Origin of the sequence: Streptomyces hawaiiensis (assembly GCF_004803895.1) — a bacterium.
In the GTDB taxonomy this organism is placed as follows: domain Bacteria; phylum Actinomycetota; class Actinomycetes; order Streptomycetales; family Streptomycetaceae; genus Streptomyces; species Streptomyces hawaiiensis.
On the sequence record NZ_CP021978.1, the window covers coordinates 8,683,777 to 8,702,234 of the forward strand.

At 67.5% G+C, this 18,458-nt stretch carries 19 protein-coding genes and 4 pseudogenes; 6 read left to right on the forward strand and 17 right to left on the reverse strand.

Features of this window, described 5'->3' with window-relative positions; translation table 11 throughout:
* Positions 1–69: 69 nt before the first annotated feature.
* From CEB94_RS39375 to CEB94_RS39380, 3 genes are all read right to left on the reverse strand, one after another.
* Positions 70–1,176 carry an FAD-dependent monooxygenase gene (locus tag CEB94_RS39375; RefSeq protein WP_246112065.1) on the reverse strand — a complete coding sequence of 369 codons (1,107 nt, stop codon included), beginning with the start codon at positions 1,174–1,176 and terminating at the stop codon, positions 70–72.
* A 422-nt stretch (positions 1,177–1,598) separates the two neighbouring features.
* Positions 1,599–1,724, reverse strand: a complete 126-nt coding sequence (locus tag CEB94_RS41810) for a hypothetical protein (protein ID WP_281292562.1) — start codon at positions 1,722–1,724, stop codon at positions 1,599–1,601.
* A 76-nt stretch (positions 1,725–1,800) separates the two neighbouring features.
* Positions 1,801–2,133, reverse strand: a complete 333-nt coding sequence (locus CEB94_RS39380) for a hypothetical protein (RefSeq protein WP_175436698.1) — start codon at positions 2,131–2,133, stop codon at positions 1,801–1,803.
* Positions 2,134–2,138: 5 nt separating this feature from the next.
* Between CEB94_RS39380 and CEB94_RS39385 the strand changes: the two genes are divergently transcribed.
* Entirely contained in the window at positions 2,139–2,726 is a 588-nt protein-coding gene (locus CEB94_RS39385) for a DinB family protein (RefSeq protein ID WP_175436699.1), read from the forward strand.
* A 470-nt stretch (positions 2,727–3,196) separates the two neighbouring features.
* Here the strand turns inward: CEB94_RS39385 and CEB94_RS39390 are convergent, their stop codons facing one another.
* Positions 3,197–3,568 carry a VOC family protein gene (locus CEB94_RS39390; RefSeq protein ID WP_175436700.1) on the reverse strand — a complete coding sequence of 124 codons (372 nt, stop codon included), beginning with the start codon at positions 3,566–3,568 and terminating at the stop codon, positions 3,197–3,199.
* Between the two features lie 90 nt (positions 3,569–3,658).
* On the opposite strand from CEB94_RS39390, the pseudogene CEB94_RS39395 reads away from it, so the two are divergent.
* Positions 3,659–4,374 (forward strand): annotated as a pseudogene (locus tag CEB94_RS39395) (transposase).
* A 76-nt stretch (positions 4,375–4,450) separates the two neighbouring features.
* On the opposite strand, the gene CEB94_RS39400 reads toward CEB94_RS39395, so the two are convergent.
* The 12 genes and pseudogenes from CEB94_RS39400 to CEB94_RS39440 all read right to left on the reverse strand — a co-directional run bounded on the left by CEB94_RS39400 (position 4,451) and on the right by CEB94_RS39440 (position 15,084).
* Complete coding sequence (locus tag CEB94_RS39400) at positions 4,451–5,263, reverse strand: class I SAM-dependent methyltransferase (protein ID WP_175437360.1); 813 nt, start codon at positions 5,261–5,263, stop codon at positions 4,451–4,453.
* Positions 5,264–5,405: 142 nt separating this feature from the next.
* Entirely contained in the window at positions 5,406–6,164 is a 759-nt protein-coding gene (locus tag CEB94_RS39405) for a MerR family transcriptional regulator (RefSeq protein ID WP_175436701.1), read from the reverse strand.
* A gap of 231 nt (positions 6,165–6,395) precedes the next feature.
* Complete coding sequence (locus CEB94_RS39410; RefSeq protein ID WP_246112066.1) at positions 6,396–7,769, reverse strand: serine hydrolase domain-containing protein; 1,374 nt, start codon at positions 7,767–7,769, stop codon at positions 6,396–6,398.
* Between the two features lie 834 nt (positions 7,770–8,603).
* A pseudogene (locus CEB94_RS39415) lies at positions 8,604–8,825 on the reverse strand (transcriptional regulator); the annotation flags it as partial.
* A 159-nt stretch (positions 8,826–8,984) separates the two neighbouring features.
* Positions 8,985–10,223 (reverse strand): glycoside hydrolase family 5 protein, encoded by a 1,239-nt coding sequence (locus CEB94_RS39420; protein WP_175436703.1) that lies wholly within the window; start codon positions 10,221–10,223, stop codon positions 8,985–8,987.
* A 213-nt stretch (positions 10,224–10,436) separates the two neighbouring features.
* Complete coding sequence (locus CEB94_RS39425; protein WP_246112067.1) at positions 10,437–11,075, reverse strand: poly(ethylene terephthalate) hydrolase family protein; 639 nt, start codon at positions 11,073–11,075, stop codon at positions 10,437–10,439.
* Positions 11,076–11,109: 34 nt separating this feature from the next.
* Positions 11,110–11,337 (reverse strand): twin-arginine translocation signal domain-containing protein, encoded by a 228-nt coding sequence (locus CEB94_RS41475; RefSeq protein WP_246112068.1) that lies wholly within the window; start codon positions 11,335–11,337, stop codon positions 11,110–11,112.
* A gap of 541 nt (positions 11,338–11,878) precedes the next feature.
* Positions 11,879–12,112: a PaaX family transcriptional regulator C-terminal domain-containing protein gene (locus tag CEB94_RS41480; RefSeq protein WP_246112069.1), complete on the reverse strand. Its 234-nt coding sequence runs from the start codon at positions 12,110–12,112 to the stop codon at positions 11,879–11,881.
* Between the two features lie 122 nt (positions 12,113–12,234).
* Positions 12,235–12,603 carry a hypothetical protein gene (locus tag CEB94_RS41485; RefSeq protein ID WP_246112070.1) on the reverse strand — a complete coding sequence of 123 codons (369 nt, stop codon included), beginning with the start codon at positions 12,601–12,603 and terminating at the stop codon, positions 12,235–12,237.
* Positions 12,558–12,884 carry a hypothetical protein gene (locus CEB94_RS41490; RefSeq protein WP_246112071.1) on the reverse strand — a complete coding sequence of 109 codons (327 nt, stop codon included), beginning with the start codon at positions 12,882–12,884 and terminating at the stop codon, positions 12,558–12,560. The genes CEB94_RS41485 and CEB94_RS41490 overlap by 46 nt, the downstream gene beginning before the upstream one ends.
* Before the next feature lie 139 nt (positions 12,885–13,023).
* Positions 13,024–13,356: pseudogene (locus tag CEB94_RS39435) on the reverse strand (MaoC/PaaZ C-terminal domain-containing protein); the annotation flags it as partial.
* A gap of 132 nt (positions 13,357–13,488) precedes the next feature.
* Positions 13,489–15,084, reverse strand: coding sequence for a phytoene desaturase family protein (locus tag CEB94_RS39440; protein ID WP_246112072.1), 1,596 nt, complete (start codon positions 15,082–15,084; stop codon positions 13,489–13,491).
* 84 nt (positions 15,085–15,168) lie between these two features.
* On the opposite strand from CEB94_RS39440, the gene CEB94_RS39445 reads away from it, so the two are divergent.
* Both CEB94_RS39445 and CEB94_RS39450 read left to right on the forward strand, forming a co-directional pair.
* Positions 15,169–15,690, forward strand: coding sequence for a winged helix-turn-helix transcriptional regulator (locus CEB94_RS39445; protein ID WP_175436705.1), 522 nt, complete (start codon positions 15,169–15,171; stop codon positions 15,688–15,690).
* A 400-nt stretch (positions 15,691–16,090) separates the two neighbouring features.
* Positions 16,091–17,278, forward strand: coding sequence for a PP2C family protein-serine/threonine phosphatase (locus CEB94_RS39450; protein ID WP_175436706.1), 1,188 nt, complete (start codon positions 16,091–16,093; stop codon positions 17,276–17,278).
* A 149-nt stretch (positions 17,279–17,427) separates the two neighbouring features.
* On the opposite strand, the pseudogene CEB94_RS41495 reads toward CEB94_RS39450, so the two are convergent.
* A pseudogene (locus tag CEB94_RS41495) lies at positions 17,428–17,630 on the reverse strand (aminoglycoside phosphotransferase family protein); the annotation flags it as partial.
* Positions 17,631–17,653: 23 nt separating this feature from the next.
* Between CEB94_RS41495 and CEB94_RS41500 the strand changes: the two are divergent.
* Together CEB94_RS41500 and CEB94_RS39460 are read left to right on the forward strand one after the other, a co-directional pair.
* Complete coding sequence (locus tag CEB94_RS41500; RefSeq protein WP_246112073.1) at positions 17,654–17,986, forward strand: SH3 domain-containing protein; 333 nt, start codon at positions 17,654–17,656, stop codon at positions 17,984–17,986.
* 95 nt (positions 17,987–18,081) lie between these two features.
* Positions 18,082–18,381, forward strand: coding sequence for a hypothetical protein (locus CEB94_RS39460; RefSeq protein ID WP_246112074.1), 300 nt, complete (start codon positions 18,082–18,084; stop codon positions 18,379–18,381).
* Positions 18,382–18,458: the final 77 nt, after the last annotated feature.

Consider the following 18,458-nt stretch of genomic DNA (forward strand, 5'->3'; position numbering starts at 1 on the left):
TTTGGTCCACCCTTCGGGTCGGTGTGACGACCGGCCTGGGCGGTGAGCAGGATGTCCCGTCGGTCGATGTCAGGTAGCGGGTGCCGTCGTGAGCATCCAGCGACTGAACGCGGCGTAGCGTTGCGCGAATTCGACTGCGTCGCTGGCATGTTCGACGGCAGCGGAGTGTTCGCGGACCGTATCGAAGCGGGCGCTGCGGGCGTGTTCGTAGCCAGTGAGGGCCTTTTCCAGGTCGGCCTCGGCTGTCAGGTTGCTGCGCAGGACACCGGCATCTTCGATGCCGAGAGTGCCGCCGGAAGCGATGTGGGGGGACAGGCCGTGCGCGGCGTCGCCGACCAGCGCGACGCGCGCGCTGGCCCAACGGGACAATGCCGGGACCAACGTGACCTGGTTCTCCAGGATCGACTCCTCCGGAGTTTGGGCGATCAGAGACAGGAGGCCGTTGTTCCATCCCGCTTCGGCCAGATTCCGCGCGCGTTCCAGTGCCCGTTCGCGCTTGGTCCCGGTGAGCGGTCCGGCATCGAACTGGTTGACCATCCACATGGTCTGGTCACGAGCGATCCTCGCGTACCCGCCACGGGTTCGGTGGTGGCCGACGGTGAGGACCGTGGACTCTGAGTTCTGGTTGCCGATCGGTACGATCGCACGCCAGGCGTAATGGCCGGAGTGTGTTACGGCGTCGCTCCCCGGCACCAGCTGCTTGCGCACACGTGAGTGGACGCCGTCCGCACCGATCAATAGATCCGTGCGAAGTGTCTCGCCGTTGGCAAGGTGCACGGCGACGTCCGATCCGGTCTCGGTATATCCGGTCACGTGGGCGTCGAGGCGGATTCGGTCGCGACCGATGGTGTCGGCCAGGAGGCTGTTCAACTCGGGGCGCGGCACGAGGAGGAAGCGGTGATCGCTGTCGGTGTAGCCAGGAGCGCGGACCGGATCGCCGGCAGGGTTGAAGAACCATGTGTTCTGTTCGATGCCCATGTCTCGGATCGCTGGGCCGATACCGAGGTGGTCGAACTCTCGCAACGCATTGTCCCAAAGGCCGATGCCGGCGCCGACGGCTCGAATGCGCGGCGCCTGTTCCAGCACGATGACCTCGTGGCCGATGTGTTTGAGAGAGGCCGCGGCTGTGAGTCCCACTAGGCCGCCGCCGACGATCACCGTGCATTTCGTGGACAACTTATTTACTCTCCTTCGCGTAGACGGACGGGGTGCCGGATTCGCCGCCGAGACGGGCCGTGCGCATGAACTCATAGCGGGAGTCGAGTTTCCGGTTCGTCCGTGAGTTCCGATGCGGTAGATCGGGCTTCCTTCATCAGTGAGGTACGACCCTGAGGCACGTCTCGACACTAGGAGCAGCCGCCGCCTGCTACAAATGCAATTTCCTCAATGAGGGATTTACTCACATGCATTTGGTCTGCGGGTGCACGCCGCGACGCGGGCCGGCGGACCGTGCGAAACCGCCGCGGCTGTCGGTCGTCGCGCATCTCGCGAAGCGCGCTCACCCTTCCGCTCGCTGTGTTGCGTCTGGGTAACTTGTCCAGTCAGTTACATGCACTTGATGTTAAGTGACGAACTCCCTAGCGTTCTCGGCATGAACCTCACTGGGGGTGCTGCGCGATCAGTTCCGGGGTGTCGGCGTCGGCCTTCCACCGCTCGGCACAGACCCGCCCGACCTGCTGAACGTAGCGGGCCTCCTCGGGACCATGCTCGTCCGGAGGCAGCATGACAGCGGGCGTTCGCGCTGTTCGTCCGGGAACCGCGTGGCCCTGCCATGCGGGGTGGTCTTGTGCTGATCGAGCATCAGGTCCATGTCGACGGGCACGAACATCGCAAAGTCCGCTGCTCCGCCAGCGGGGCCACTTCCTGCTGCTGATCGGCCGTCAGCCGGGTGATGACCTCATCACTCGTTTCGGCCGGCTCCTCAAGGAATTTCGCACGGGTCTGAGCCCGTTTCGCCAGCGCCGTGCGCAGATTGTGGGCGAACGCCGGGGAGACGAAGACGTACTGGGTGGGCAGGACGAAATGCTTCTTGTAGCAGGTCAGGGCGGCGGTCATGGCCAGGCCTCGGCTCTGCCAGTCGTTGCGGACCGCGGACGGGATCTTGAGACCACGAGCAGCCCATGGCAGGCTCATGCCGCATGATCGATGAATTCGCGAAAGACAACCTGCACGGGAGACTGCGGCGGGACCGCGAGGCGCTGCTCTGGAAACTCGACGGCTTGTCCGAATACGACACCCGCCGACCTTTGACAGCTACCGGGACCAACCTCCTCGGCCTGGTCAAACACGTGGCCAACGTCGAGGCCAGGTACTTCGGCGAGGTCTTCGACCGCCCTTTCCCGCAACCGCTGCCCCGGTGGCAGGACCACTCCAACGGCAGCGATCTGTGGGCGACCGAGGACGAGACCCGCGATCAGATCATCGGGTTCTACCGGCGCGCGTGGGAACACTCGGACGCGACGATCAACGAGCTTCCCCTCGACGCCCCCGGCCACGTGCCGTGGTGGCGGGAGCCATATCCCAACACGAACCTGTTCGCCATCATGGTCCACGTCCTCGGCGAGTCCATCCGGCATGCCGGGCACGCAGATATCCTGCGCGAGGGCCTCGACGGCCGGACCGGGGTGCGCGCCGAACACGAGGAGCAGATCGACGAGGAAGCCCGTGCAGCCTACTGCGCGAAGATCGAAGAGGCCGCCAGGTCGGCCGCACCAATCAAGGCTTAGAGGCTGTCTCACGTGACGTGATGTTCGTGCGGCATGACGCCGGTCGTGGGCGCTGATCTATCGAAGCGTCTGGTTTCCTGATGCACTACTGTCCGATGCCCAGGGCATCCCGCTCGCCGTCGCTGTGTCCGGCGCGAACATGCACGACAGCCTCGCCCTCAAGCCGCTCATCCGCGGCACACCCGGCGTCCGGTCTCGCAGGGGACCACGGCGGCGCCGACCCGTCAAACTCCGCGTAGGCAAGGCGTACTTCCCCGCCGAACACCTGGCCTGGCTGCGCGAGCGCGGGCTCGTCGCGCGCATCGCGCGGCCCGGCATCGAGTCCGGCGATACGGATGAAAGGCTCGCGCTTCCTCGCCTTCCTCGGCCTGGCCGCCCTGACCTGCTACAAGAAGCTCGCGAAACCAGCCACGTGAGACACCCATAAGGGCTGTCCGCAATGAGTGAAGCGAGGTGTAGCGGACCGGTCGTCACGCCTCCTGGTAGAGGTTGACGATGTTGCCGTCTGGGTCACGCAGCCACACTGAGCGCCGTCCCCACGGCTGGGTTGTCGGCGGCTTGAGGATCTCAACGTCCTGAGCCAACAGCCGTTCGTGGCGTGCGTCCACGTCGGTGACCTGGAACTCCAGGGTGAAGCCTCCACTCGCAGCGGCGGCCATCGATCCTGGCACCATCGACTCCATGCCCTGTACAGAGAAGAACGACAGGACGGCACCGGGGACCGTCACCCGGGCGAAGGGGTCGCTCCCTTCGACATCTGCGTCCAGGACCGCGGCGTAGAAGGCGGCGAGGGCCGGCACATCGTCGGTGATCAGGGCGGTGCCGGTGAAGTGTGGCTGCATCCGGGCATCGTAGGTCGAGGGTCGGACACCGGGCCCTGGAACGGGAAGAAGTCTGCCGGTCGCGGGTGACATGATCTTGTCGTCTCTGGTGTGATCACGGCGTCGGAGCCCTCCTGGACAGCTCCGTTCTCCGGGCTGAGGCCACGTCACTTCGGCAAGCTCATCATTGCGTTGCGGGAGGACCGGGTTCTGCTGGGCGCCGCGTACTGGCGCACCAACCTCACGCTGCGGCAGCTGGCACCGCTGTTCGGGGTATCGAAGTCGGCCGCCGACCGCATCATCGACCACGGCGGCCCCTCGCTCGCGCTCCAACAGCGCAAACGGTTCCGCAAGGACACCGTGCTGATCGTCGACGGCACCCTGGTCCCCACCCGCGACCACACCATCGCCGAGCAGTTGAAGCACTACCGGTACTCCACCAACCATCAGGTCGTCATCGACGCCGGCACCCGCATGGTCGTCGCCGTCGGCCGACCGCTACCCGGCAACCGCAACGACTGCAAGGCACGGGAACTGTCCTGGGCGAAAGCCGTCGTCGGCACGACCACCGTCATCGGGACGGCGGCTACCAGGGCACCGGCCTGGTCATCCCACATCGCCGAGAGAAAGGCCAGAGCGAACTACCGGCCTGGAAAGAGGAACACAACGCCTCCCACCGCACAGCCCGCGCCCGCGCCCGCGTCGAGCAGGCCTTTGCCCGCATGAGGACCTGGAAGATCCTGCGCGACTGCCGCCTCAAGGGCGACGGCGCCCACCACGCCATGCCCGGTATCGTTCGCCTGCACATCCTCGCCCTCACCGGGTGACCGAGACGGCGAGCAGGTCAGCCGGCACGCCGTAGATCATGCACGCGGCAAGGCTTGGGGAACCGGGAGGCGCTCTCTACTGGCGGACCGCCGAGATCAGTCCGCCGGGCCGCTCCTCGCGCTGTGGCGGCGTGCTGATCGGGCGGCCGTAGGCGGCAGCGCGCTCGCGCAGGGTGTGGCTGTGGGCCTCCCAGCCGTGCCGGGCCAGCCAGCCCACCGGGTCGTCGGGCATCTCCGAGACCCACATGGACGCCGCCGATCCCGACGCGGCGTCCTCGCCGAAGCGCTCGATCACACCGCGCGAGCCCAATGTCAGCCCCATCCGACTGCCTGCCGCCGACTGCGCGGTGATCCGGGCCAGCAGCAGCTCCACCGCATCCTCGGGCAGATAGATCAGCAGTCCTTCGGCGATCCACGCGGTCGGCACGGCCGGGTCGTGCCCTGCGGCAACCAGCGCGCCTGGCCAGTCCTCACGCAGATCCACCGCGACGGTGATCCGCTCGCAGCGCGCGACGGCCTGCTCCCGGCGAAGCACCGAAGCCTTGAAGTCCAGCGGGGCGGCGGTGTCGACCTCGAACAGCCGGGTGCCCTCGGGCCAGTCAATCCGGAAGGCCCGGCTGTCCATGCCGGCGCCGAGCAGCACGACCTGCCGTACACCGGACGCGGAGGCCTGCTGCAACAGGTCGTCGAGGAACTTCGTCCTGATGACGATGGAGAACGAGACGGCCAGCCGGCGGCGACGCGCGGCCTCGTCATCGGGCGGCGGCGAGGAGGGCCACAGGCCGCCGGCGGCGGCGAAAGCCTGTGCCAATGGGTCGCGGAACAGCGCGTTCTCCCGCTCGGTCTCCAGCGCCCGCACCCTGGCCACCCCCACCGCCGTGGCCCACACTCCCGACGGCTGCACCCGCTCCTGCTCATCAGTCACCGCGCCAGCCTAGATGATCGATTTCAAGGGGCCTGATGAGTGGAGCCGGGTTCATTTCGCGGCCAGCCGGTCATACGCGGCCCGTTGATGGCGGTTGCTCCGTGTCTCAGTTCAGCCGATTGGTGGCATACGCCTCGATGGCGTCGCGCTGGTACGCGGCCAGCCCCGGGGCGATCGCCTCGTAGGCGGTGCGCCAGACGTCGTTGTCCACACAGGAGCGTCCGATGGCCCGGTAGTCCTCGGTGGAGACGCCGCGCAGTTCGGTCAGTGCCCGGTACTGGGCGTCGATCTCGGCCTGCACCGGGTCGGCGTCGGCCGGATGGCCCGCGGCCATGAGCTCGGCAAGCCGGATCATCTGCGCGGTGCGCTCACGGTGTACGGCATCGGCGTCGGCCTGGCTCATCGTGGCAGCACGCCGTCCGACCTCCTCGGCGAGTTCGGGGAAGTCGCGCATGTTCTCCTCGTACTGGGAAGGCGTCACGCCCTCGAACAGGTTCTCCGGTCGGTTGATGGTCATGGGATGGCCGTCCTTCCTGGACTGCTCCAGTTCGGCGATCGTGCGGGAGACGGTGCCGGCCAGGGCGTCGAGCCGGTCCCGCTCCGCGAGGAGGCGCCGGTGGTGGCCCCGCAGGGCATCCACCTCGTCGACCTGCTCGGACAGGATCCGGTCGATCTCCGGCAGCCCGACGCCCAGCGCCCGCAGCACGAGGATCTGCTGCAGCCTCAAGAGCTGGCGCTCTTCGTAGTAGCGGTGGCCGTTGGCACCGATCCGAGCCGGCGTCAGCAAGCCGGTCTCGTCGTAGTGGCGCAGTGTCCGGGCGGTCACGCCCGACATTCGGGCCACCTCCGCGATCGGCCAGTCCATCACGACTCCTGCACGTGTTTCGCCGGTCCGGTGTCTCCGGCCCTGGTCAGGACGGTAGAAGCTGCCGCAACGGCAACTTCAACCCCGAGACCCAAGATCTTCGCAGTCGAACAGGCACGATCTTCCGCCTTCCGCAGACCAACGTAGGGAACCGGGACTTGCCCGGTTGTTGTTCGCCAGGCTGGCCCCCTCTGAGCGTCAGGCCGCCATCCTGCCCCCGGCAGCACCGGCTCACCCGATCCTGGGGGCAGCACGCATTCCGATGTAGCAGACGCCGGTGCCGTCCTGGAGCGCGGAGAACACCACGGGCATCCAGTCCTCGGCAAAGGGACCCGTGCCCGCCCCGGCGAACGCTGCCTCCGAAACCGGTACCAGTTCCATCTCCATCGCCGGAGACAGGCCCGCCATGCCGTCGACGAACTCGTACACCAGATGCCCCCGTCCGTCCCGTTCAGTGACAGAGATGGCGACGCCCTCGCGCCGGTAGGTCCCGGTGAACGGTGTGATGTCCGCAGCAGGTGGCTGGGCGGCCGGAGCGAAGGGGTCCGGCATCCGTACCCCGGCGAGTTCGGCGAGCAGTTCGCGCAGGAGGTCCGCGTAGAGGAGGCGTGAGCCGCCGCCATTGGTCAGCAGGACAATGGCGACTCCCGCCTCGGGAACGACGCGCAGAAATCCGTACTGGCCGATGGTGGCGCCGTCGTGGCCGAAGCCAGGAATACCGTTCCAGTCGTAGAGCGTCCAGCCAAGGCCCCAACCGTCCGCGTTCACCGTCCACTTGTCGGGCGAGTCGACCACACGGCGCTGCATCGCCACGACACCCTCGGCGCTCAGTAGCCGGGTGCCGTTCGGAGCAGTACCGCCGTCGAGGTGCATCCGGGCCAGTCGTGCGATGTCGGCAGCGGTGGCGCACAGCACACCGCCGTAGGGGCCGGCCGAGCGCGGCAGCATGTTCCACGCCGGGGCCGGCTCCGGTGCCTCGCCCGGCTCTCCGAGGTGGCCCATCGCGGCGCGGAAGCGCAGCACGTCCTCGGGAAGAGTGACGGTAGCGGTGAGGCCGAGCGGGGCGCAGAGCCGCTGCTGCAGTGCCTCGTCCCAGGTCAGGCCGGTGAGCACCTCAACGATGCGGCCGAGCACGTTGTACCCGACGCTGCTGTACGAAATGGCCGTGCCGGGTGGGCAGTCGAGCGCCACACCTGCGGCGGCCTCCACGTACTTGGCCAGGCAGTCGTCACCCCGACCGGTGTCATGTGTGAAGTCGCAGGTCAACCCACCGGTGTGACTCAGCAGCTGGCGGCTCGTGATGCGCTTGGTGGCCTCGGGGTCGGCCGTGGCGAACTCCGGCAGGACCTCCACCACCGGCGCGTCCAGGTCCAGCAGACCGGATTCAGCGAGCTGCATCACCAGAGTGGCGGTATGGATCTTCGTGATCGAGCCGACCTGGAAGACCGACTCTGTCGTCACCTCGACTCCCGTCCCGCGGTGCAGCACGCCACTGGCCAGTTCGTAAAGCTCCCCGTCGACGAGCACAGCAAGGGACGCCCCCGGGACATGGTGCGCGGCGCGCAGTTCGTCGAACCGAGCCTGCCAGCGGGAAATCTCCGTCATGACGTCTCCTCTGTGGAATCTCGGCATACCATGCGCACGCCGTTCTCTCGATGCGCACACTGTACGCAGGGAGGATCGATGTACGCAAGGCGCGTACGGTGTGCGCTGCCGTGGGCGAAAGAGCCTGCCGCGAGTTTTGGGCTCTGGCACAGATCTCGAGGAGCGGTCGCGGAGGGCCCCTGAAGCAGGATCATCTTGCGGAGTAGTTCGGATCCGGCGCGTACGCAGAGCTGCCTGTTGACTTCTTCTCGCCGAAGTCGCGGACATGCTCGGCGGCGGTGTCTAATTCGGGACAGCGGGCCAGGACGTCCTTCAGGCCGGCGCGCTCTTCCTCACTCAAGTCGCGGGGTGACGGGTGAGCCAGCCAGTGACCATTCGCACCGTCGGCGGCGGAGGCGGCGCCTGCGGTGGAGCGGCGCGCAGGGTGGCGATGTAGGCGCGGACCATCTGGTAGTGACGGGGGCGTTCTCGGCGATCGGTTCGCGGTGCAGGCGGGTGATGCCCGCGCATCCCGCAGCGAACCGCCGCTCCAGGTAGGGCTTGTAGGGGTCCAACCTGCTGGGCCCGGGCCGGTTATCGCGCAGGGTGCCCTGTCAATGGGCGGCGCGCGCGTAGTCGAAGCTCGCTCCCGACCCAGGGCAGGCCGCCGGTCTCAGGCAGCAGCTGGCTACGCAGGTGCCGCTGGCCTTGCTCTGACCCCGGGCGGCAGGGCCCCTCCCACCACGCGGGCCGGTCCTGAGCGCCGTCCCGCTGATCGGCGCGCCACCGTGCCGGCACGGTGGCGGGCTTCCAACTCCCTCAGGAGAGTTACTGATGCTGAACATCGCGGGGTTCGCCGTACCCCTGTTCCAAGCGCGCGTAGTACGCGTACGACACTCCCGCCAGCTGTGCCAGCTCCTCGCGCCGCAAACCGGGAACCCGTCGCCGCCCGTACGACGGCAGGCTTACGTCCTCGGGCCTGAGCCGCGCCCTGCGAGAACGCAGGAACTCCCTGAGCTCAGCGCGCCGGTCAAGCCCGGCAGTCACTTTGTCACCGAGCGCCACAGCTGAAGACATCGCTGTTCTCCGTTTGGGAAGCGTGCTCACAGATGCGAAGCAGCGTGGCTTCTGCGGCTGGCAGATGCGCAGCTGGCCGAGCTCCGTGTGGCATCGCCTCCACCTGGCCGAACTGCGCGCCCACCGAAGTACGTGCCCGTGGCCGGGCCTCCGGTCCTGTTATGTGCCAGACGGAAGGCCCGGGGCGGCGGCACGGCCACCGACGCCGCTCATGATGGCGTTGATGATGCCCTGCTGGGTCACCGTGAGGGAGCGCCGGTTGAACAGCCCGAACCCGTACCGTTCGGTCCCACCATTGTCCCAGTAGACGGTGGCTGCCCCGTATTTCTTGGCAGTGGCCGCGACGGCCCGCGCGAAGTCCGCGCGATACCTGTTGTTCGACGAATCGAACGATGACTTGTCGATCGCACCGTATTCGCCGACGACTACCGGATACCCCTTCGTGGCGAATGTGTCGTACATCTTCTTCAGTTGCGAATCCAGATAGTCTTCCTGCCCCCAGGCCGATGTTCTCGACGGATTGGTCGCCGCTCGTCCCCATTGCGTGATGGCGCCGCTCTCCTCCCCGGCGAAGTCCCACGGGCTGTAGTAATGAACGGAGATCATGATTCGCCGCTCACTGGCGGGAATGGACGGGGATCGATACTGGTCGGATGGAAGCGTGAAGCCGTAATTCCCGGCGGTGTAATCGATGTTGGTGTTCCAGCCGGCAACGAGCAGCCACCTTGAATCGTTGTTTCCGCCGGTTTTCCGCACGGTGTCCACGAAGATCTGGTTGTAACTGTTGATGTTTGAGTAGCACGGCTGGGTCGGCTGACCATATTGCCCGTCGAACTCTTCGTTCATGGACTCCAGGATCAGGCGCTGGTCGTAGTTCTTGAACCTGTTCGCGATTTGCTGCCAAACTTTCTGGTACTTGGCCTTGATCGTCGCTTGGGAGGGTGAATCGCAGATCAGCCAGGAGCCGTTGATGCTCTTGTAGCCGTCGCCGTGCATGTTGATCATCACATGCATGCCCCTGTTGTAGGCGTAGTTGGCGACTTCTTGGATTCTGTTCAGCCAGGAGGGATTTATCGTGTAGTTCGGGCCGGGCCCTATGGATCCTAGGTAGGAGACCGGGATCCGTATCGTTTTGAACCCTGCCGCCCTCACTTTGTCGATGAGGGCTTGTGTGACGGTCGGCTGACCCCATGCCGTTTCGCTGGGGTATCCGTTGGTGTTGGCTTCGAGTTGATTCCCCAGATTCCATCCCGCGCCCATGTCGGCCATGATCTGCGAAGAGCTCGACCGTGCCACGGTATCGGCCGACGCCTGATTCGTCGTGCCGTACACTGACGCGGCAACCGTCAACAAGACGGCAAGGAAAACGGCTCTGATCTTCCCTGCTTGTGAAACCATGAGCTTTCCTCTTTCTGGGATCGGACACAGTCAATGATGTCGCGGCTGACCCGCAGGCGTACGGGAAGTGGTCGGAGTGGCGAAGCGCCCATGATGTGAACGATGGCCGGGCGCCCCGCTGTTGCGCGTCCGTGGGCGGTCACGCATCCTGAACGGCCCCGGATGCGCCGCGATCACGGCAAACGCGGTGCCCGGGCGGCGCGGGGTCGCTCCTCAACTCAGGACGGATTCCCAGGTGGTTGTGCTGGAGGTGGCGTCGGCGCGAAGGCGGTCGCGGGCCGCGGTATCGCCGTACAGACTCCACCGCATCCAGTCCACGAACGTGTTGATGGTCCGGGAGTCGCCGAAGTAGTTGCTGTGGCCGGCGCCGCGAAAGGTGAGGAACGCCTTGGCGGCGGGCAGTTCCCGGTACGCCTGACGGGCGGAGGAGATCGGGCACGTTCCGTCCCGGTCGCCGTGCATGAACAGGACCTTGGCGCGGGCCGACGGGCTCGGGTTGCCCATGTCCACACAGGACATGGGGACCGCGGCGGTGATCCGTGCGTCCGGCCAGGCCGTCAGCAGGCCGTGGGTGGTCATGCCGCCCATCGAGTGGCCGGAGACGCCGACTCCGACCGCTGTGTTGATGTGGCCGGCCAGCGGGTCCCCGGCCGTGTTCAGGGCCAGGGTCCGGGTGATGACCTCCGAGACGTCCTTGGACTGGTTGCCGTTGTAGACGTCTTGGCCACTGAGGTTGGCGAAGTGGGGGCGGGGACGATGAACCCCGCCTCGGCCAGGGGGGAGGCGGATGATCGCCAGGGACTTCTGCGGGCTGCTGCTGAAGCCGTGCATGAACTCGCAGACCGGGAACACGCCCTGGGCGACGGGGGCGTTGGCGACCGGGGAGTCACCGGGGAGTCACCGGGGGGCGGCCGGTGGCGGGGTAGTAGACGTCGGTGGTCCACCGGCGGTTGCCGCGGCTCCAGGCGTACTGGCGCACCCCGACCGCGAACCGCTGGGTCGGAGCGCCGGCCCTCGCAGTGGCAGCTGCTTGACCTGTGCCGAGCAAGGAGATGCCTACGCCCGCGGCTCCGGTTGCGCTCAGGGTCAGGAAGCTACGCCGTTGCATGGTCATGAAGACTCCTGGTGTGGGGGTGTGCGGAGCGCTGCTCGGTCAGGTGCCGGGAAGGGGCGGGCATCGGGGATGCTGCGGCGGTGACGCTGACCGAGGTGGTGGGGAGTAGCCGTGGGGGTGGTCAGACCGGTGTATCGCGCACGGTGGAGGACGTTCCGGCCTTGCCTGGGGCAGCGACCGTGGTGGTGAGCGATGCGGCATGGCATTGCGAGCAGAGGGACGGCGAGCCGTTCAACACCGGTCGACCGGTGACTCGATCGTGGAAGAAGCCCTTCGCGCCGACCTGCCCGCCCATCTGATGGGGAGGTGGGAAATCAGCGGAAGCGTCGCAGAGGTGCCTTTCCTTTCACTCGTCGTCACTGCGCTTCTGGGAGCGTTCCCACGTGGTCTTGCAACAGTTAGAGTCCCGATCGGGTGCCGCTCTGTCAATCATTGGCGCCCAACTCTGTTGCCTTCGACGCGCATTCGACAGATCGCAGGGGCGGGAGGCGCTGTGTGGCGTCTCGGCAGCCCGCCCGGCCACGCTCGCGACGGTCCGTCGTCAGCCGTGGCCGATACCCGCACTCATGCCGGCGATCGTATGGGCCCTGATGTCGAGGTGCGGTTCTTCCGCGAATCGGCTCACCACAGCGCGGACATGGTCCTGGGCCGGCTGGAGCAGACCGTCGTACACCGCGACGCAGACTTCCCGCGCCCGTGACCGGGGCCAGCCGGGCGGCAACAGCCCGATGGGGAGCAACGGGTCCAGGATGGGGAAGTGTCGGTAGGCGTGCATGACCTCGGTCCGGGCGCGCAACCGCGTCGGCACCGGTGACGCCGTCGGCGCCGATGCGCGGAAGCAAGCCGCTCCAACGGCTGATGAACGGCCTGGTAGTGCTCGGCGATGCCGGGCAGGTCCTATGCCTCGACCGGGTTGCGGTCAACCTCCGTATCCAGATTCTCCTGCCGCGCGCGGAACACGGTCACCGCTCCCCGCGCCAGGTCGGCCACCTCGATCCGCCCCTTGGAGGTCAGGGGATGAGGCGACACCCAGAGCGCGTCGTACAGCGGCGCGAATCCGCGCCAGCGCAGCGCTGTGCGCAGCGCGCGCCGCCGCGTGCTATCCGTTTCCGGGACGGAGAAGGCGATCAGTGTCCACCGTCCGTCCCATGAGTCTGGTTGGGTGGTGAACGTGGCGATCGAGCTGGCGCCGCTCCACAGATCGACGGCGGCCTCCGGCGTCAGCCGGTAGGAGCTGTACCGTCCTTGCCGACTGCCCTCCAGCACCGCCCTCGACGCGTCAGCCTGCTGATCGTCGTACGGGCGGCGCCCGCGGCCACTTGGAACTCACCCAGCAATGCCACGATCGCCGCTGACGGCAACCACGCGCGCACGGGGAACGTGTAGTCGGCGATCAACGTCACCGCGAGCCCCTGGGGCGACACGCTGCTCTGCCAGCCGGGCGACCGCACGGGGCCGACGGCGCCGTCACCCTCGTCGGAGAAGATTCCCTCGAGGTTGGACAGGTTCGGCAAGGTCGGCTCCGACGCGGTGGACAGGGTCGGCACCACTGTAACGGTTGTGAAATCGCCGGGTGGAGCTCTGCCGCGATTGCTCCATCCAGCGGGACCTCTGCGCTCTTGTGCAGGCGTCCGGACAGCGCCCAGGTGCCCTACACAGGTGTACTCGGAGGGCGGTGTCGAACCGTCATCCTGGCCTGCTGATGACGTGGCGGCGCAGGAAGAGGTTCATGGCGCTCATGGTCAGCACTGTCTGCCCGTGCTGGTTGAGGACCTCGATGCCGGTGGTGACGAGACCGCGATCCGGCTTGGAACGCGAGACGCGGGCATCCTGGACCGTCGCCCGCAGGGACAGACTGTCGTCGGGTCTGACCGGTTGGACCCAGCGCAGTTCGTTGATGCCGGGTGAGGCCAGGCCGGCCACCTTGCTGACGTAGTGGTCGGCATACATCCGCATCGTGACGGAACAGGTGTGCCAGCCGCTGGCGATGAGACCGCTGAACGGGCCCTGTTGGGCTGCCCGTGGCGAAGTCGGTGTCGCTGAGGATCGTCGTGGTGTCTGTCGTCACGCGCGGTGCGGAAGCGGTGCTCGGCTGTTGGGATCCGGTCCGGTCACGCCCGTACGTTGCTTTCGCTGCCTCACCGCCGCCGTTCATCCGGCCGCGAGGTCTTCCAGCGCGTCGCGCTCCAGGGCGGCGGAGGCGGCGACGACGCCGCCCATGATGGCGCCGCTGACGCCGGCCGACGCCACGTCCTGGCCGGTGAGGAGGAGGCCGGGGACATCGGTGTGGGCGCCGAGGTCACGCAGGGCGAACCGCTGCGGGGTGTGTGCGAGGGACATGAAGTCGCCCTTCTCCTTACCGAGGAAGTGGTTGTAGCTGAGCGGCGTCGCCAGCTCGGTGTGGTCGATGCGGCCCTCCAGCTGGGGGCAGAAGCGGTAGACCTGGCCCAGCAGCTCCTCGGTGAGCCGGTCCTTGAGGCGTTCGTAGTCGGCGCCGCGGCGCATCCACGCGCTTCCCGCGTAAGGCTCGAACAATGACCAGGTGGTCAGCCCCGCGATGTCGATGGTGGTGCGTCCCGGATAGCGGCTCTCCCACGACGGGTCCTTCACCGACGGGAAGGTGATGAAGTACGTCGGCATGGCGCGGTGCTCGGGGTCGGCCTCGAACGCGGCTATGTCGCCGTCGATGTCGGGTCCGGCGTGCGCCCAGATGTTGGCCGGATCCAGGTCGAGCCGGTCGCCGGACTCCCGGATCCCGATGTTGAGCATGACGTAGGTCTGCGAAGGGCCGACGGCACGCAGGGAGTCGACGAGCCGGGCGGCGGCGGGAGTCTGGTCCGGCAGGAGCCGGGTCAGGGTGTTGAGGGCACCGGCGTCGCTGATGACGAGCGGCGCCCGGAAGCTCTTCCCGTCCGTCATGAGGACGCCGCAGGCCGAGCCCTTGTCGTCCAACACCACGCTCGCGACGTCCGCGGAGATCAGGACGGTTCCTCCGGCCGAGGTGATGACGTCGGTCGCTGTCTCCGCCAGTCGGGCCGAGCCTCCGACGGGGAAGTTCGCGCCGTCGATGTAGTGGCGGATGAGCATGGCGTGCATGCCGAACGAGGCGCGGCCGGGGGCGAGGGAGTAGTCGCCGTAGTGGCCGGTGAGCACCGCGCGCAGCTCCGCGTCGTCGGTGAGGTCGGTGAGCACCTCGGTGACCGTGCGGTCCGCGTGCGAGCGGAAGGGCGCGGCCATGTCGTCGTAGAGGGTGTCCGCGACGGAGTGCGGCAGGCTGCGGTGGGCGAGGTAGGGGCGGGCCGCACGGTTCGCCGCGTGGACCAGGTCCACGTACTGGTCGATGGCACCGGACTCGGCGGGGAAGTACTTCTTCATCCGGTCCTTGAACCGCTGCACACCGGAGCGGTACTCGTACTCCCGGTCCCCGATGAAGACCCGGTTGTACACGTCCGGCATGGGAGCCCACTCCAGCTTGCCGCCGCTGATGTGGTCGAAGATCCGGCGCAGGCCGCTGGTGGGCCGGTGGACGTCGCCCATGTAGTGCAGCCCGGCGTCCCATTCGTATCCGGCGCGCCGGAAGGTCTGGGTGGCGCCGCCCGCCGTCGAGTGCTTCTCCAGCACCAGGACCCGTTGTCCGGTCCGGGCCAGGAAGGCGGCTGTGGTCAGACCACCGATCCCCGATCCGACGACGATCGCATCCCATGCCTGGCCGGCCGTACTGCGGTGGTAGCTCTCACCGATGTTCACGTGGTGCCCCTTCATCTGACTTCGCAAAACAGTAGTCAGCGTACGGGGGCGGATAGACTTGAGCAACACACAGGAGAGGGACACGTGAGCGACGCAGCCGAAGCAGCACCCGGGGGCCAGGTGGAACCGTGGCAGCGGGACGCGTGGGACATCGAACCCGACTCGATCAATCTCGCCCTGCAGTCCCTGAGCCCCCGGACCACGGGCGTCATCATCAGGGAGGCCTTCTACGGCACACGCCGCTTCGACGACTTCGAACGCCACTGCGGCATCAGCCCGAGCGTGCTGTCCGCCCGCCTGCGGGACCTCGTCGCCGACGGCATCCTGGAGAAGACCCGCTACCAGGCTCCCGGTGCGCGCGGACGTGACGAGTACCGCCTCACCGACAAGGGCCGCGGTCTTCTGCCCATCCTGATCGCCCTCAACGACTGGGCCGAACGCTGGATTGTCCCGACCGGCGCCGCCACGACCTCCCTGCTCCACCACGACTGCGGCAGCCCGGTCAGCACGGTGGTGACCTGCGCCTCCGGGCACGAGATCACCGCGCCCGGCCAGGTCGCGGCGGCCCCGGGCCCCGGTGCGAGACCTGTGTCCGCGTCCGACTGACGGTCAGGGCGGCCACTCGCGAGCCGAAGGATCTACGGATGCATCCACGTCACCGGACGGCCCCCTCGGCTTCACCTCCGTCCTCTTTCGCCCTGGCCCGGCTGGAGTGGTGGGTGAGGAGAGGGCGGGGCGGGCGGCACGGACGCTGCCGGGGATCGGGTGCCGCGCCGGTTGGTAGCGCAGGTGGTGAAGACCGGTATCCATCCGTCGCCACGCTGCCACCTCGGCATCGCTTGGCTGCCGATGCGCGGGCACCCGGCTGCCCGCGGACGGCCGTACGTCGGATTCGGGGTGTACTCGCAGGCGACCTGGCCCGCTGTCTTGACCAGGCAAGACGGGCATGTGAGGTGATGTAGCCGAGACTCGGGGAAGAAGTTGCGGCAACCGATAGGAGGTTGTCGTGGAAGGTGGAGATCTTGAGCTGGGCGAGTTGCTGGCCGCTGCGGAAGCGGCGCCGCCCGGTGAATCCGTCGACGTGGTGGCGCACGATCTGCAGAAGCGGTTCGGTGCGGAGGCTGTGTCGTTTCTGTTCGTCGACCTGATCGGCCAGCGGCTGGTACGGCTTGCCGGAGCCGGTATCGCGGACCGTGCCGGGCCGATCGACCTGCAGGGCAGCGTCTACGACGCCGTTCTGCAGAGCCAGCGCCAGCATGTGGAAGCGGGCGGACAGGACGGGCGGCGCGTCATCACGCCGGTCACCAACCGCGGCGACTGCATCGGGGTTTTGGAGGTGACCCTGCAGTCCGCCGACGACACCGTGCTCCGCCAGGTCCGCGACGTGGCCCACGCGCTCGCCTACATCATCGTCACGGACCGCCGCTTCACCGACCTGTACCACCTGGGCGGGCGCACCACGGAGACCAGCCTGGCCGCGGAGATCCAGCACCAACTGCTCCCCTCGGCCCCCTGCTGCGAGGCGGAGGAATTCACCCTCGCGGCCGGGCTGATCCCAGCCGACGACATCGGTGGCGACACCTACGACTACACCCTCGACCGCGACACCCTGCACCTGTCCATCACCGACGCGATGGGCCACGACACGAACTCCGCGCTGCTAGCCACCTTGCTCGTCGGGGCTTTGCGGCGGGCGCGCCGCAGCGGCTGTGACGCCCTCAAGCAAGCCAACCACGCCCACCAGGCTCTGTTGAGCCACAGCCGGGGTATCGCCACCGGGCAACTGCTGTGCGTGGACCTCGAAACAGGCCACTGCGACCTGGTCAACGCCGGCCACCCCCGGCCGCTGCGACTGCGCGGCAACGCCGTCGACGAGCTCAAGCTCGCCGCCAATCTCCCTTTCGGCGTGGCGGCGCCCACTTCCTACCGGCTGCAGGAACTGCAACTGCTTCCGGGGGACCGCTTGGTCCTGATCACCGACGGCATGCAGGAGCGCGCTGCCGCAGCCGTCGACCTGGCATCGGTCGTCCACGACACCCGCGCGCTGCACCCGCGAGAAGCCGTCCGGAGCCTGACCGCCGCGGTGCTCGACGCCTGCCACGGCAGCCTCAACGACGACGCCACGGTCCTGATACTGGACTGGCACGGCAATCGCAGCCGGTCGGACGAGACCGGACCAGGCACGCGGCGCTGAGCTGCGGCGGCCCTCTCCTGTCTCCCGGTTGATGACCGCACAAGCAGCGGGGCTGAGGGGCATGAGACGGGTGCCGCGGGCCGTGGCGACGCCGACCGGCTTGCGGCATGCACATCGTGCCGAGGGCCGCGGCCCGCGTCCGCCTTGGCTCAGTCCAGCGTGTCCATCAGGGCGATGACAAAGGCATCCAGCCGCTCCTCCACGGCTCGCGTGGTAGAGGACCGCAGACCCCAGGCAGGGCCGTCAGCAGCGCGGGACTGGCGCAGCACTGCGCCACGTCGAAACCTGCCGGGCCCCTGGAGGCCGCTGCCCAGTCGACGACGCCGGTGATCCGTGCAGCTGGCGGCCGCGAAGAGCGGGACTGACCCACAGGCCTTGAGGCTGCTCGGAATCCCTGACATCTGTCAGGACCGTTCCCTCCTGCGCTCTCCTAGCCTTTCGTGCACGAGCTTCCCGGTCATCCCAGTCGCAAGGAGCACCCTGCGTCTGCGCATCCGAACGGCGAAAGCCGCCTCCAAGGACAGCGGCTACCTGGCCACACTCACCGCCGGGAAGACCTATCAGGCCTACTGCCGGACGCACGGCCAGACCATCACCGACAACGGCTACACCAACGACATCTGGATCGGCTTCGGGGACGGATACAGCAGCGCCGTGTACTTCAAGGGCGACCGCTACGGCAACCTGCCGTCGTCAGACCAGTGCTGACGACGGCAGCAAGAAAGAGGAGGACCTTCATGCGACTTCACCTGCGAGTACGAGCTGCCGCGCTGACCGTCGCCGCCGCGCTGGGGAGCTTGGGCTTGATCACGCCCACGGCCTCGGCGAGCGCCCAGCACCAGTGCACGCTCGAGACGAACGCCTACTACTGCTACAACGTTTACGCCGCGAAGGTCTACGACAGTTTCGACGGCACCGGCGAGGTCGTCGGATACATGTACACCACCTACAGCTGGTTCAGTTGCCGGCTCGACAACGGCGCTTATGTAGGCGGCCCGCACCCGAACCGCTGGCTGCTGACGAAAGCGGACAACGGAGTCTGGGGATGGATGAAGGACACGTCCATCAGCTCCGAGACCAACCCTCTGATCCCCTGCAACTGACACCGAGGTCTCTCGGTATCCGCGGCAGTAACGGCAACGGCCGGGCGTTGCTACCGCTCGCTCGGCCGACGCCCTGA

Coding starts and splice junctions, on each gene's coding strand:
- CEB94_RS41475 (WP_246112068.1), bottom strand. CDS start 11,337: ATGACCATGCAACGGCGTAGCTTCCTGACCCTGAGCGCAACCGGAGCC.
- CEB94_RS41810 (WP_281292562.1), bottom strand. CDS start 1,724: ATGCTGCCTCCGGACGAGCATGGTCCCGAGGAGGCCCGCTACGTTCAG.
- CEB94_RS39420 (WP_175436703.1), bottom strand. CDS start 10,223: ATGGTTTCACAAGCAGGGAAGATCAGAGCCGTTTTCCTTGCCGTCTTG.
- CEB94_RS39380 (WP_175436698.1), bottom strand. CDS start 2,133: ATGAGCCTGCCATGGGCTGCTCGTGGTCTCAAGATCCCGTCCGCGGTC.
- CEB94_RS39405 (WP_175436701.1), bottom strand. CDS start 6,164: ATGGACTGGCCGATCGCGGAGGTGGCCCGAATGTCGGGCGTGACCGCC.
- CEB94_RS39385 (WP_175436699.1), top strand. CDS start 2,139: ATGATCGATGAATTCGCGAAAGACAACCTGCACGGGAGACTGCGGCGG.
- CEB94_RS41480 (WP_246112069.1), bottom strand. CDS start 12,112: ATGCACGCCTACCGACACTTCCCCATCCTGGACCCGTTGCTCCCCATC.
- CEB94_RS39390 (WP_175436700.1), bottom strand. CDS start 3,568: ATGCAGCCACACTTCACCGGCACCGCCCTGATCACCGACGATGTGCCG.
- CEB94_RS39410 (WP_246112066.1), bottom strand. CDS start 7,769: ATGACGGAGATTTCCCGCTGGCAGGCTCGGTTCGACGAACTGCGCGCC.